The 13,019-nt window shown below is 60.2% G+C and carries 11 protein-coding genes; all 11 read right to left on the bottom strand.

Annotated features, from left to right (window positions below; translation table 11 throughout):
* Nucleotides 1-22: 22 nt before the first annotated feature.
* Nucleotides 23-1,549: a sigma-54 interaction domain-containing protein gene (locus MKZ87_RS20060; RefSeq protein WP_085696798.1), complete on the bottom strand. Its 1,527-nt coding sequence runs from the start codon at nt 1,547-1,549 to the stop codon at nt 23-25.
* A 10-nt stretch (nt 1,550-1,559) separates the two neighbouring features.
* Nucleotides 1,560-4,217 carry a type VI secretion system ATPase TssH gene (tssH, locus tag MKZ87_RS20055; protein WP_085702307.1) on the bottom strand — a complete coding sequence of 886 codons (2,658 nt, stop codon included), beginning with the start codon at nt 4,215-4,217 and terminating at the stop codon, nt 1,560-1,562.
* 11 nt (nt 4,218-4,228) lie between these two features.
* Nucleotides 4,229-5,236 carry a type VI secretion system baseplate subunit TssG gene (gene tssG / locus MKZ87_RS20050; protein ID WP_085696794.1) on the bottom strand — a complete coding sequence of 336 codons (1,008 nt, stop codon included), beginning with the start codon at nt 5,234-5,236 and terminating at the stop codon, nt 4,229-4,231.
* Entirely contained in the window at nt 5,200-6,987 is a 1,788-nt protein-coding gene (gene tssF / locus MKZ87_RS20045) for a type VI secretion system baseplate subunit TssF (RefSeq protein WP_085702306.1), read from the bottom strand. Before tssF ends, tssG begins: the two co-directional genes overlap by 37 nt.
* Nucleotides 6,988-7,067: 80 nt before the next feature.
* Nucleotides 7,068-7,445 carry a hypothetical protein gene (locus MKZ87_RS20040; protein WP_085702305.1) on the bottom strand — a complete coding sequence of 126 codons (378 nt, stop codon included), beginning with the start codon at nt 7,443-7,445 and terminating at the stop codon, nt 7,068-7,070.
* On the bottom strand, nt 7,442-8,293 hold the full coding sequence (locus MKZ87_RS20035; RefSeq protein WP_085702304.1) for a hypothetical protein: 852 nt from the start codon (nt 8,291-8,293) through the stop codon (nt 7,442-7,444). The genes MKZ87_RS20040 and MKZ87_RS20035 overlap by 4 nt, the downstream gene beginning before the upstream one ends.
* Before the next feature lie 4 nt (nt 8,294-8,297).
* Nucleotides 8,298-8,804 (bottom strand): PAAR domain-containing protein, encoded by a 507-nt coding sequence (locus MKZ87_RS20030; RefSeq protein ID WP_085702303.1) that lies wholly within the window; start codon nt 8,802-8,804, stop codon nt 8,298-8,300.
* Between the two features lie 11 nt (nt 8,805-8,815).
* On the bottom strand, nt 8,816-9,223 hold the full coding sequence (gene tssE, locus MKZ87_RS20025; RefSeq protein ID WP_065258216.1) for a type VI secretion system baseplate subunit TssE: 408 nt from the start codon (nt 9,221-9,223) through the stop codon (nt 8,816-8,818).
* Between the two features lie 9 nt (nt 9,224-9,232).
* The gene (tssC, locus tag MKZ87_RS20020; RefSeq protein ID WP_065258217.1) at nt 9,233-10,708 is read right to left on the bottom strand and encodes a type VI secretion system contractile sheath large subunit; all 1,476 of its coding nucleotides are present in this window, start codon (nt 10,706-10,708) and stop codon (nt 9,233-9,235) included.
* Nucleotides 10,709-10,736: 28 nt separating this feature from the next.
* Entirely contained in the window at nt 10,737-11,240 is a 504-nt protein-coding gene (tssB, locus tag MKZ87_RS20015; protein WP_003229587.1) for a type VI secretion system contractile sheath small subunit, read from the bottom strand.
* 32 nt (nt 11,241-11,272) lie between these two features.
* Nucleotides 11,273-12,835 (bottom strand): type VI secretion system protein TssA, encoded by a 1,563-nt coding sequence (tssA, locus tag MKZ87_RS20010; RefSeq protein ID WP_085696782.1) that lies wholly within the window; start codon nt 12,833-12,835, stop codon nt 11,273-11,275.
* Nucleotides 12,836-13,019: the final 184 nt, after the last annotated feature.

Below are 13,019 nucleotides of genomic sequence, written 5' to 3'. Positions count from 1 at the left end.
GGTGAATCCGACGGACTTTCGCCTACCCATCGAAATCACCCAGATTGATGTTCAAGCGGCCGAGCCGGTACAGCAGCGTGCGGCGTGGCAAGCCCAGTTCGCGTGCGGCGAGCGTCTGGTTGCCGTCGTTCTTGCGCAGGCAATCAAGCAGCAGATTGCGTTCGACCGCTTCCAGTCGTTCGCGCAGATTCAGGCCGCAGTGGTCTTCCGGCGCCGGCGTCAATTCCAGGCGCAGCGAGAAATGCTCGGCCAGCAACTCGCCGCCCTCGCACAACAACACCGCGCGCTCGACCAGGCCTTTGAGCTCACGCACATTGCCGGGGAAGGTGTAACCGGACAAATGTTCCAGGGCCGCGTCCGACCAGCGCACCGGATCACGTTGCAGGAAGGTGCAAGCCTTGTCGGCGAAGTGTCTGGCCAGGTCGAGGATGTCGCCTTCGCGCTGACGCAGGGCCGGCAACTCGATCGGGAACTGCGCGAGGCGGTAGTAAAGGTCCTCACGGAATTTGCCTTCGCTGACCAGCACAGACAGATCGCGGTGCGTCGCGGCGATGATGCGCACGTCGATCTTGTGGGTGTCGTTGGAACCCAGCGGTCGGATCTCGCCTTCCTGCAGAACACGCAACAACTTGGCTTGCAGCGACAGCGGCATGTCGCCGATTTCGTCGAGCAACAGGGTGCCGCCGTTGGCCGCGTCGAACAGGCCCGCGCGGTCACGGTCGGCCCCGGTGAACGCACCTTTGCGGTAGCCGAACAGCTCGCTTTCCAGCAGGTTTTCCGGGAATGCCGCGCAGTTCTGCACGATGAACGCCTGGGATCGGCGCGGGCCGCAATCGTGGATCGCCCGCGCGACCACTTCCTTGCCGGTGCCGGTCTCGCCACGCAACAGCACGGTGTACGGGCTGTGCAGGACTTTGCTGATCAGCGAATAGGTCTGGCGCATCGCCGCGCTTTTGCCGATCAGGCCGTAACCGCTGGCGCTCGGCAAACTGCGCACGACCGGCGCGGCCGCATCCACTGGCTGGCGCAGGCGTTGCAGCAGATGCAGCTGACCCAGCACGAACGAGCCGAGCTGGCCGAGGGAATCGGCGAAGCCTTGCAGGTCGACATGCCGACGGCTGGCGCACAGCAACAGACCCTCGACGGCCTTCTGCTGATTGACCAGCGGCACGCACAACAGTGATTGCCAAGGCGTGGACGACGCCGGCAGAAAACTGGTTTCGTGCAGGCTGCCGCCCAGGTCGTCGAGGCACACCACGCGGTTCTGGCACAGGGCGAACTGCAACAGTTGCTCGCCGTTGTAGTCCGCCGGCAGGCTCGCCGCGCTGCGCGGTTGCAGCACACCGTCGAGGCATTCGGCATTCATCCCCAGCGACGTGTGCGTGGCGTCCAACAGGTACAGCTGCGTCAGTTCGCAACCGCTCAGCCCGGCCAGACCGCGCACGAAGTCACCCAGCAGCGCAGCACCGTCCGCCGCGCGCGACAGGCTGGCGAACTGCGCCAGCAAGGCTTCGGCATAGACCAGTGGCTGCGGCACTTGAGTGAACATCACACTCACCTCAGGCGAACTCGCAGGTCACACCGGCTTCGCCGTCAAGCGTCGCATGCACGCGCTTGAGGCTTTCACCGGTGGCCATGGCATCGAGCAAGCGGTCGGCCACCAGCGGCAGCACGTGCTGGTCGAGCAAATGGTCGATCAGGCGCGCACCGCTTTCGCTCTGCGTGCAGCGCTCGGACAGGTGATCGACGAGGTTCTGGCACCAGCTGAAATCCAGTTGGCGACGGTTCAGACGCTCGCCCAGACGACCGAGCTTGATCTCGATCAGCTCGCGCAATACCGGGCCGCCGACCGGGTAGTACGGCACCACTTTCATCCGCGCCAGCAGCGCCGGTTTGAAGTGTTTGCTGAGCACCGGGCGAATGGTTTCTTCCAGCACTTCGGCGGTCGGACGCGCGCCGTCTTCGCAGAGGTCGCTGATCTTGTCGCTGCCCAGGTTCGAGGTCATCAGGATCAGCGTGTTGCGGAAATCGATCTCGCGCCCTTCGCCGTCGTTGGCCACGCCCTTGTCGAAGATTTGGTAGAACAGGTTGAGCACGTCCGGGTCGGCCTTCTCGACTTCATCGAGCAACACCACCGAGTACGGTTTCTGGCGCACGGCTTCGGTGAGCATGCCGCCCTCGCCGTAACCGACGTAGCCTGGCGGTGCACCGATCAGGCGGGAAACGGTGTGTTTCTCCTGGAACTCGGACATGTTGATGGTGGTGATGAAACGGTCGCCGCCGTACAGCAGGTCGGCGAGCGCCAGGGCGGTTTCGGTCTTGCCGACGCCACTCGGGCCCACCAGCAGGAACACGCCAACCGGTGCGTCAGGCTTGTTCAGGCCGGCAGCGGTGGCGCGCATCGAGCGATCCAGCGCGTGCACGGCTTGTTCCTGACCCCGGATACGGGTGCGCAAGTCAGTGGCGAAGCTTGCGACCTTGGCATTGTGTTCACGGGCCAGTTGCGCCAGCGGCACGCCGGTCCAGGCGCTGATCACTTCGGCCACCAGACGCGGGCAGACTTCGAAGCTGACCAGACGCTCTTTGACCTGCGCAGCCGTCAGCTCGCTGTGAGTCTTGTTCAGCTCGGCCTCCAGCGCTTCGACGCTCTGGCCTTGCGCGACTTCGGCAGCGCGAGTTTCGATCACGGTGCCTTCGGCGTCCTCTTCAACACTGACGGTCGGCTCGACGGCGGCGGCTTCGCGAGCCTTGGCCAGTTGCTGACGCAGCTCCAGCAGGCGCTCGGCCAGTTGCTTCTGTTCGGTCCACAGGGTTTCCAGTGCGACCATTTCGGCTTCGGCTTCGTCCAGACGCGTTTCCAGTGCCTCCAGCGCTTCGTGGTCGATCAGCAGACCGGCTTCGGCATCGCGGCGCAGGGCCTGACGCTGACGGCCACCTTCAGCCAGCTCGCCACGCAGGCGCTCCAGGCTTTCCGGGGCAGCAGCGAGGCTGATGCGAACGCGGGCACACGCGGTGTCGAGGACGTCGACAGCCTTGTCCGGCAGTTGCCGACCGGCAAGGTAACGGGCGGACAGTTCCGCTGCCGAGACCACCGCGTCATCGCGCAAGTAGATGCCGTGGCTCTTCTCGTAAACCTGCGCCAGGCCACGCAGGATGGTGACGGCTTCGCTCACGGTCGGTTCGTGCAGTTGAACCGGCTGGAAACGACGGGCCAGCGCCGGGTCTTTCTCGAAGTATTTCTTGTACTCGGCCCAAGTGGTGGCGGCGATGGTGCGCAGCTCACCGCGAGCCAGCGCCGGTTTCAGCAGGTTGGCCGCGTCGGAACCGCCGGCATTGCCGCCCGCGCCGATCAAGGTGTGGGCTTCGTCGATGAACAGGATGATCGGTTTCGGCGAGGCTTTGACCTCGTCGATCACGCCTTTGAGACGACGCTCGAATTCACCTTTGACGCTGGCGCCGGCCTGCAACAGGCCCATGTCCAGCGACAGCAGTTCAACGCCCTTGAGCACTTGCGGCACTTCACCGGCCGCGATGCGCGAGGCCAGTCCTTCGACGATGGCGGTTTTACCGACACCGGCTTCACCGACCACGATCGGGTTGTTCTTGCGGCGACGGGCGAGGATGTCGACCATCTGGCGGATCGCACCATCGCGGCACAGCACCGGGTCAAGTTTGCCGTCGCGGGCCTGTTGGGTCAGGTTGTGGGTGAAGCGCTCCAAAAGGGATTCGCCCTGGGCGGCCGGTTTGCCGTTGGCCGCGGCCTGAGGCTGTTGCGACAGGGCGAATTCTTTCAGGCGATCAATGTTCAGTCTGGCGAGCAGCGGCTGATAACGGCTGCCGGCGTAGCGCATCGGGTTGCGCAGCAGCGCGAGGATCAGCGCCGCGTCTTCGACCGAGGTCTGGCCCAGTTCAAGGTTGGCCACCAGCAGCGCGTCCTGCAGCCACTGCACCAGCTCCGGGGCGAACACCGGGTTGCGCGAAGCGCTGTGCTCGACCCGCGATTGCAGCGCGGCGCTCAGTTCGCCGGCATCAACGTCGGCATCCTGCAGCGCGCGGGAGAGCAGACCGTTCGGGCGCTCCAGCAGGCCGAGCAGCAAGTCCTCGACCAGAATCTTGCTGCCGCCACGGGCGACACAGCGCTCGGCCGAACGCTCCAGATCGCGACGGGTTTCGGCGTCCAGCGCCTGGATGAGTTGTTGCAGGTCTACGTTGATCATGGCTCACGTCCTTAATGAATTTTGCTGCCCAGAGTCACCACGCCGTCTGCTTTCTCGCAGCCCAGCCAACTGGTCCAACCCAGGCGACAGTCGTTCTTCTCGCCAATGCGCAGTTCGCGGATTTCTTCCGGACGCAGCACCAGGCGAATGTCGTAATCGAGCGGGTCACGCAAGGTGAACCGAACCAGCGCGCAGAGCGGCTGGTAACCGAAACCGATGGGCAGGAATTCGTGGAATCGCTCCCAGTCGAGTTCGGTGATGTGAATGCGGAATTTGCCGCTGCGATCGCGCACCTGTTCGCCCAACACCAGGTCTTCACCCAGCACGCTGTTGGCGAAGCCGAGGCGGTTGCGCTGTTCTTCGAGAATTTCCACGCGGCGCTCGATGCACTGCTCGATGACCAGGTCTTCGTGTTTGAAGTAGTAACGCAGCACCGCTTCGATCAGCGCCGCCGAGTGCGCTCGCAGACTGAGCAGGCCGAGGTACGGCAGCAGGCGTTTCCAGTTCAGTTCCTTGGCCTTGCGGATCTCGTCGCCGCCGAGGCCGATCAGGGCAAACAGGTGCGAGGAGAACGGGTCGACCGCGCCGCTCTGGAAGCTCGCGCGATAGCGATACTTGCGCCAGATCGGCAGCATCAGTCGTTGCAGGCGATGGTGGAACAGGTCGAGGAAATTGCGCGTCGGGTTGCCGTCTTCGCTGTCGCCCAGGGCTTGCTCGCCATAGAACGCCGGCAGCGGCGAGCCGGAACCGACCAGGCCGATCAGGTTGAAGCGCAGGCGCGCGCGCATCTGCCCGTGCTCTTCGAAAAACTCCACGCGATCGACATCGCTGCGCGGAAACCCGAGGCTCGGGTTGGCCTGGAATTCCAGCTGGTCGTACAGGTCGTCTTCGCTCAGGTACGGGTGCGCATCGCGCAGCCGGTCGATCACCAGCAGCACGGCCTGAAACAGCGAGTACTCGCGTATTACCTTCGTCAGCCCGCTTAAAGCAGGGGCTGCAGGCCCATACGTGGTGTCCATTGGTACACCTCTCCCTGTGTGCTTTTTACCCGCAGCTCGTGGAATGAATTGAGACTGGCGTAAAGCGCGAAAAACTCGTTGAGAACCGAGGCGAAGACGAACAGGTCGCCCTCACCGATATACCCTTCCGGGTCGATGGTCAGTTCGGTACGCAGACCGCGCACCGGCAGACCACGGTGCAACCGGTCCACGTGGTGATGCTTGATGTGCTTGAGGCCGCCGAGCAGGCGCTTGCTGACCTTCTCCGCGTGCTGGTCGTAGTAGCGCGGCAGGTCGTAGGTTTCGAGAATCACCTTCAGTGCATTGACGTCGGCCAGCGACAGATAGTTGAGCGACATGTTGCTGATCAGCTTCCACAGGAAGTCACGGTTCAGCGGCGGCGCGAAACTGGAAGTGGCCGGGGTGATGTTGCGGAAACTCAGAAACTCCGGGGTCTCTTCGCAGGCCATGCAGATCTGCCCGAGCTTGAGTTTGCGCGGCAGGTTCTGGTTGGTGCAGACCAGCTCGATCGACAGGGTTTCGTGGGCTTCGGTGTGGCGGATGCCGAAGCTCAGGTAGGTGTCGAGACCGTCGTGCAGCAACGACGAACGCTGGCGGATGCTGTAATGCGGACGGCTGTTGGGCACGTCGAAACTCGGGTCATGCTCGAAGGATTCGAACGGCACGTACTCCTGATATCCGAGGCCGCCGGGCTTCCAGCCGGTCACGGTTTCCACCGAAAACACGCCGCAGTTTTCCAGATCGTATTCGGCCGGCAGCAGCAGGTATTCGTCCTGTTTGCCGTCGAGGCGGATCGGCAGTGCGTCGTGCTTGAACAGGTTGACGATCGGCGTGCAGAACAGCTTCACGTTATCCGTCGTCGGACGCATGCGCATGATCCCGCTCTTGCGGATGTCGAAGCGCAATTCCAGGCCGCGCATTTGCTTGAGGGTGTCTTCCGGCAGCGCCTTGAGGATGTCCAGACCGTGGACATCGACGAACAGGAACTTGTCCTGGAAAGCGAAGTATTCCTGCAGGTAGCGATAGCCGCGGAAGGTGTTCAGCGGATACGGGATCAACGCTTCTTCTTCGGCAAAACCCACTGGCTTGACCCGGTCACCCGGAATCTTGAACGCCATCGGCTTGCCGCTCACGCCATCGATGGGCTTGCCGGCGCCGTCGAGGGGGATCAGTTCGATGCCGTCGAGGTTGCGCAGCAGGCTCAGGTAGAGCATCTGGCTGATGTAGCGCTCGCCGGCAAAGTGCAGACGCAGCTTGCTCAGCTCCAGCTCGCCGAGGTGGCCGTCGGCGCTCATCTCCAGGCGCAGGCTGAGCAGCGAACCGTCGCCCTTCACCGAGTAGTTGAGCGCAGCCAGATCCAGCGCCATGACTTCAGTCGGATAGCAGGTGCGGAAACGGCAACGCACGTCTTCGATCGGCACGCTCTCGACCGGCGTATCACGCTCGACCTTCAGCGCCGGCCCGGAACGCTTGAGCGGATCGAACTGCAGAATGCTGAACGCCGGCAGCGGGCGCATGTAGTTCGGCCACAGCAACTGCATCAGGGAATGGCTGAGCTCCGGCAACTCGTCATCGAGCTTCTGGCGCAGACGCCCGGTCAGAAACGCAAAGCCTTCCAGCAACCGCTCCACATCCGGATCCCGCCCGGCCTGCCCCAGGAACGGCGCCAGTGCCGGACTACGCTCGGCGAAACGGCGGCCCAGTTGGCGCAGTGCGGTGAGTTCGCTTTGGTAGTAGTGGTTAAAGGACATGTCTGGCTGCCTAGCTATTGATTCGTTTTATTTGCAAACTGAAACTACTGAAAGCGTTAATACGAAAAAAAGAAAACATTTCATTTAGTACTCCGAGCCAACAATAATCTTTCAAACTTGTTAGCCACCCATATCGCCAGAGCAGTCAGCCCACCCGTTAAAACGCTATAAGCCGCCGCGCGAACAGGGTAAAGCGGCAAAAGATAAATCAATATCAATGCAACCATTAAAAAAACGATGCTAAATTTAAATATCCGCCCTGGAATCAAAGCAACAACTAAATTTACAAAAACAAATAGATAAAAGACCATATACATGGCAATCCCGACAGAAGCGCCACGCGAAGTCAAACCACCAAATAAAACCTTATATAGCGAAACACCATAGTAATTAACAACGACATAAATTACGCAGGCAAAAAAATGCACTGATAGGCCCGCCGCCAGCCTCGCCATCATCTTTTCCACTCTCCATACTTATCTACAGAGCCTTGCGTGATGGAGCTTCTTAACTTCTGATCGGATGTGCCGAGATAAACCGTGCTGGTCACCACTTTCTCGCGATAGCCCATTCGCCCAGCAAATACCCTTACCGTTTCAGTACGTAGTTCAAAGTTCTCCGAAGCCCATAAAGCCCCACGCAGCACCATGTAATTATCGTATTCGTTGGTTTTGTCCTCCTTTGGGAATATAGGAACACCGTCACCATATTTCATACCGGTTTCAACGGTTTTCTTAATAGCGGCTTCCAAAGATTTGGTTTCTTCCAGATATAAACGGTAGGTATCGGTCGCAAACGGTATTTGCCCAACCCCATCACCCCAATAGGGCTCACCATCGATCATGACCAATATAAATCCGGCACCACCCTCAGAACTATTTTTCCAATCACCAGGCATTGTCGGAGCAAAGCTAATTGACATCCTATCAACAATTGCAAATTTAATAATTTGCGACCAGTTAAACTGCTTATAGGCATTATAAGCGTCTGTGCCAGCAGTTTTAGACTCGGGATTCACCCAAATTTTCTTCCGATAATTATCAGCCAGAGGCTCAAACCATTGAATTGCTTCCGCATACAGTTTCTCAGCTTTCATGATTCTGAACTGAACATCTGAAGCATTCGGTTTTAGAGCAAAAAGAGGTACCCCATTCCCTCTGGTTATTAGCCAGACGTGAGGCAATGGAATCTGTTTCGGTTTTTTATCTTCACTCGGCGTAGTTTCGGCTTTGATTTTCAGTTCCGTTTTTCCATCGGAAGTTTCGAAAATGTGAGCAACGCCGTCGATGACAATAGAAGTTTCCACGCGATTACTCCGACGACACGTAGATGGTAACCATCTCGCCTTGTTTTCCAGTGGAGAAACACCCTGTGCCTCCCGCCGCCGATGAACATCCTGCTTTCTCTAAGCCACTGTCAGAAACTATTCTGTAATTCAGGTTTGCTACTGGCTGTCCATCCGCTGTATGGAAAGAAAAAACGCGGTTGAAAACTCCAGGAATGACTAATGGCTCCGGCGGCACAAACGGCGCCGGCGAATGCGAATTGCCGATAATCACCGTCCCGGAGCCGGCAGTGACCTTGTTGCCATGGGCCCCGACCGAACCAACGGTGGCAGCCGGCTTGCCGTTGATCAGAACCGTAGTCGCAAGGTCGCCGACCAACGCGCCACCACACGCCGAGGCATCGCCCTGGCGAGCGGCCGGGAGGCCGTCGAAGAACACGTCGCCAGAACCGGCGGCGATCGGGTTGGTGCCGTGGCCGGGGAGCGGGCAAGCAGTGGGGTCGGATACGCGTGCTGCAGGTTTGCCAGACATCGGGATTCTCCTTAGTTGACCTTCACTTGACCGCTGCCATCCAGGCGCGCGGCGAAACTCACCTGACGCTTGAAACCCTCGACTTCCAGCAGGCCTTCGATGCTGAAGGCCAGGCGGAGCTGGTCGTGATCACGCGGCAGGGAAATGACACGCACGTTGCTCAGGCGCGGTTCGTAGGCTTCGATGAAGCTTTCGATGGCCAGGCGGGCCTGACTCAGGGAGTCGTGCAGGCTCAGGCGCATGTCATTGAGATCGGGCAACCCGTAGTCGGACAGCGTTTGCACGCTGCCGGCCCGGGTGCTGAGCATTTTGGCCAGATGGGCAGCCACCGACGCCATGGCAGAAGCCTCGAGGCTCTTGCCCTTGCGTAGTTCCGCGTCGCCGTTGAGGCGTTCGAAAAGGCTGCCGTATCCGTCCATGAGTCGCTCTTACTCTTTGTCCAGCTTGCCAACCAGCGACAGGGTGAAATCGGCACCCATGTACTTGAAGTGCGGGCGCACGTTCAGGCTGACGCGGTACCAGCCCGGCTCGCCTTCAACGTCGCTGACGATCACTTGCGCAGCGCGCAGCGGACGACGGCCACGGACTTCGGCGCTCGGGTTTTCCTGGTCGGCCACGTACTGGCGGATCCACTTGTTCAGTTCCAGTTCGAGGTCGGTACGCTCTTTCCACGAACCGAGTTGCTCGCGCTGCAGCACTTTCAGGTAGTGAGCCAGGCGGTTGACGATCATCATGTACGGCAGCTGGGTGCCGAGCTTGTAGTTCAGCTCTGCCGCCTTGCCTTCTGCGCTGATGCCGAAGAACTTCGGCTTCTGCACCGAGCTTGCGGAGAAGAACGCCGCGTTGTCGGAGCCTTTACGCATGGTCAGGGAGATGAAGCCTTCCTCGGCCAGTTCGTATTCACGACGGTCGGAAACCAGAACTTCGGTAGGAATCTTGGTTTCGATTTCGCCCATGCTTTCGAAGTGGTGCAGAGGCAGGTCTTCGACCGCGCCGCCGCTCTGTGGGCCGATGATGTTCGGGCACCAGCGGAATTTGGCGAAGCTGTCGGTCAGCTTGGTACCGAAGGCGAAAGCGGTGTTGCCCCACAGGTAATGCTCGTGGCTGTTGGCAACGTTTTCCTTGTACACGAACGACTTGACCGGGTTCTCTTCCGGGTCGTACGGGTTACGCAGCAGGAAACGCGGAACGGTCAGGCCAACGTAGCGGGAGTCTTCCGAGGTACGGAAGCTCTGCCATTTGGTGAATTGCGGGCCTTCGAAGTGATCTTTCAGATCCTTCAGGTCCGGCAGACCGGTGAAGCTTTCCAGACCGAAGAATTTCGGGCCGGCAGCAGCGATGAACGGCGCGTGGGACATGCAGGCTACGCTGGACACGTACTGCATCAGTTTCACGTCCGGCGAGCTTGGGGACAGGTAGTAGTTGGCGATGATCGCGCCAACCGGCTGACCACCGAACTGGCCGTATTCAGCGGTGTAGATGTGCTTGTACAGGCCCGACTGCATCACTTCCGGCGAATCTTCGAAGTCGTCCAGCAGGTCGTCCTTGGAGACGTTGAGGATTTCGATCTTGATGTTTTCGCGGAAGTTGGTGCGGTCGACCAGCAGTTGCAGGCCACGCCACGACGATTCCAGCGCCTGGAAGTCCGGGTGGTGCAGGATTTCGTCCATCTGACGGCTGAGCTTGGCATCGATCTCGGCGATCATGCGGTCAACCATGGCTTTCTTGACCGGCTCACCGTTGTTCTGCGGCTTGAGCAGCTCTTCGATGAACGCCGACACACCGCGCTTGGCGATGTCGTAGGCTTCGTCGTCCGGCGTCAGGCGGGTTTCGGCGATGATGCTGTCGAGGATGCTGTACTCGCCGTTTTCTGCGGCGTTCTGTTGTGCTGCGCTAGTGCTCATTGTGTTGGCTTCCTTGGCTGCTGGAGTCTCAAGCGTCCGGGGCTGCGGCGTTCAGGCCCAGCTCACCGAGTACGCGACCGCGGGATTCATCGTCGGCGAGCACGCCTTCGATGGCTTTACGGAACGCAGGTGCGTTACCCAGCGGGCCTTTGAGGGCCACCAGCGCGTCACGCAGTTCCATCAGTTTTTTCAGCTCAGGCACTTGCTCGACCAGGCTGGCCGGGTTGAAGTCCTTCATGGAGTTGACGCGCAGTTGCACAGCCAGCTCGTCGGCCTCGCCATCTTCCTGAAGACGGTTCGGCACGCTCAGCGTCAGACCCAGCTCTTGCTTGGCCAGCACTTCGTCGAAGGTCATCTTGTCGATGCTGATCGGCTTGCGATCCTCGATCTTGCGATCGTCCTTGCGGTGGGTGTAGTCACCGATTGCCAGCAGCTTCAGCGGCAGTTCAATCTCTTCCTGAGCACCGCCGGTGGCGGGTTTGAAGGTGACGTTGATGCGTTCCTTGGGGGCTACCGAGCCTTCTTTGGCCATGGCTTTTCTCCTTGCGGTTGTGGCCCTGGGGCCTATTCGAGTACCACTTCGAGATCGAGGTGGCACAGCCTGCGATAAATCTCTTCCTTGCGTTCACGTACGGCATGGTTCTGCGGCAGTAACTCGCAGCAACTGTGCAGCAGGTGCAGCACTTCCAATGCAAGATCGGGCTCCCAGGCGTGCAGGCCTGAGTCCTGTAATGTCTGATCGAGGGTTTCGAGCTGGTTCTTGGCGAGTTCGTATTTCTTGGCCAGGAAGCACAGCCGCGCGAGAGCGAACTGCCAGAAGAAGCGTTCGCGGCCGCCGTGCGCCGATTGCAGGCCCTGCTTGAGGATCTGCACCGCTGGCTTGAGGCCTTCCTTGCGCAGGATCGGCTGGACTTCTTCCAGCGCTTTTTCCCAGGCAGGCTGGGTTTCGACGTTCTCGGTCTCGACCTTGCGCGGCGCGCTGGCGCTTTGCAGGTGCGGCATGACGTTGCCGGCGATCCACGCCCGGGTGGACGGATCGGCAAACGGCGCGCCGTCATGGAAACGCAGCTCGATGATGCCGGGCAGGCGCTGAATCAAAAGCGCGAAGTGGATTTCCACTTCGCGCATGGCCAGCTCGGCGTTGAGGTTCTGGAGACATTCCCAGACCATTCGCTGGCCATCGAACCAGAACGGCGCCTTCGCCAGGCTCGCCTCCAGCTCCACCAGCAGGTCGGCGTATTTGCCCTGGTCGAAACGGTCCTGATACTGCTTGAGCTTGTCGACCGGCAACCCGCGCAGCACGGTGATCTGCTCGGCGTTGCGCTCGGGCACCGCGTCGATCGTCATCCACAGCAAGGTACGGTTGAGGCGCAGGGCGCGCAGGTCGGTGGCTTTCTGCTTGAGCCACCAGGCGCACAACGGGCGGGCACTTTCCTGTTGGGCGCGCAGGGCCTTGTGGGCTTCTTTCTCGTTGTCGATCGGCGCGCCGGGCGCCAGCAACTGGCTGGCGGCCTGTTTGACCTGTGCCACCGCCGCGCCCACCACGCCGGGAGCCGGCTGATTGTCGGCAGCGCGCTGGATCATGGTTTTCAGGCGGCGGGAAAGCGGCAGCAGCAGCGGCGCATCATCGCCCAGATGCTCAGTGCAGGCGGCGTCGAGACCGGACAGGTGCTCGGATAACTGCCGGAACATCGGCAGCTGTTCCTTGATCGCGATGTTCTCGGTGATCACCTGCTCCAGACGCGGCACCAGCCAGCCAATGGCGGCGGCCCGGGTGCGGGGTTTGAGCGGGTGAACTTCGGCCCAGTTGTTTTCCGACAAGTGGTGCAGCATTCCGAGGCCGGCCAGCAGACCGGGGAAGGATTCACGCTGGTACAGCGACCAGGTCAGCCAGGCGCCGACACGCAAATCCTTGGATTGGGTACGCAGGAGGTTTTCGCTGTTTTCGCGAATTTTCAGCCAGTCGATCTGTCCGCTTTCGTGCATCGACGAGGCTTTGGCCAGCTCGCTTTCCAGCGCCTCGAACTCGCTCGAGAAACGAACGTCTTCGCCCGCAAAATTCTCTTTGGAAACAGAGACTTTAGCGAGTTCGAGGTAATGGGCGGAAAGTTTGCTTGAGTAGGACATCCATGGCCTTTATTTGGATTACGGTCGTGCGCCTATTGGAATTGCAGCGGCGCGGGACAGTATCGAAGAGCAGAGGGAAGACTCATCCAATTGAGTACGTGCTCTTTCAAGTGGGCGCATCGTAATCACTATGATGGCCACTAGCAAGCATCTGATTAAACAACAAGACGAAGTGTTCATTGGG

Origin of the sequence: Pseudomonas sp. MCal1, from assembly GCF_026341415.1 — a bacterium.
Classification (GTDB): Bacteria; Pseudomonadota; Gammaproteobacteria; order Pseudomonadales; family Pseudomonadaceae; genus Aquipseudomonas.
Note: the sequence above shows the minus strand (reverse complement) of the source record. Positions and strands in the feature narration are given on the sequence as shown.

Coding starts and splice junctions, on each gene's coding strand:
- MKZ87_RS20060 (WP_085696798.1), bottom strand. CDS start 1,549: ATGTTCACTCAAGTGCCGCAGCCACTGGTCTATGCCGAAGCCTTGCTG.
- tssH (WP_085702307.1), bottom strand. CDS start 4,217: ATGATCAACGTAGACCTGCAACAACTCATCCAGGCGCTGGACGCCGAA.
- tssG (WP_085696794.1), bottom strand. CDS start 5,236: ATGGACACCACGTATGGGCCTGCAGCCCCTGCTTTAAGCGGGCTGACG.
- tssF (WP_085702306.1), bottom strand. CDS start 6,987: ATGTCCTTTAACCACTACTACCAAAGCGAACTCACCGCACTGCGCCAA.
- MKZ87_RS20040 (WP_085702305.1), bottom strand. CDS start 7,445: ATGATGGCGAGGCTGGCGGCGGGCCTATCAGTGCATTTTTTTGCCTGC.
- MKZ87_RS20030 (WP_085702303.1), bottom strand. CDS start 8,804: ATGTCTGGCAAACCTGCAGCACGCGTATCCGACCCCACTGCTTGCCCG.
- tssE (WP_065258216.1), bottom strand. CDS start 9,223: ATGGACGGATACGGCAGCCTTTTCGAACGCCTCAACGGCGACGCGGAA.
- tssC (WP_065258217.1), bottom strand. CDS start 10,708: ATGAGCACTAGCGCAGCACAACAGAACGCCGCAGAAAACGGCGAGTAC.
- tssB (WP_003229587.1), bottom strand. CDS start 11,240: ATGGCCAAAGAAGGCTCGGTAGCCCCCAAGGAACGCATCAACGTCACC.
- tssA (WP_085696782.1), bottom strand. CDS start 12,835: ATGTCCTACTCAAGCAAACTTTCCGCCCATTACCTCGAACTCGCTAAA.